Source organism: Fictibacillus fluitans (assembly GCF_030418125.1).
Taxonomy (GTDB): Bacteria; Bacillota; Bacilli; order Bacillales; family Fictibacillaceae; genus Fictibacillus_C; species Fictibacillus_C fluitans.
In genome coordinates this window covers 1-335 of the sequence record NZ_JAUHTR010000048.1, presented here as the reverse complement: position 1 = coordinate 335, position 335 = coordinate 1, and the positions used below count along the sequence as shown (strand labels likewise).

The following is a 335-nucleotide window of genomic DNA, read 5'->3' as shown; positions in this document are numbered from 1 at the left end:
AGGTACAGTGGTAGGGGAGCGTTCGAAGTGCCGTGAAGTCAGACCGGAAGGACTGGTGGAGCGCTTTGAAGTGAGAATGCCGGTATGAGTAGCGAAAGACAAGTGAGAATCTTGTCCATCGAAAGCCTAAGGTTTCCTGAGGAAGGCTCGTCCGCTCAGGGTTAGTCGGGACCTAAGCCGAGGCCGAAAGGCGTAGGCGATGGCCAACAGGTTGAAATTCCTGTACCACCTCCTTTCCGTTTGAACGACGGGGGGACGCAGGAAGGTAGGGAGAGCGCGCGAATGGAAATGCGCGTCTAAGCAGTTAGGCTGATTGTGAGGCAAATCCCGCAATC

At 55.2% G+C, this 335-nt stretch carries 1 rRNA gene; it reads left to right on the top strand.

The features are described 5' to 3' along the window. Nucleotides 1–335 (top strand): 23S ribosomal RNA (locus QYB97_RS25135); the annotation flags it as partial.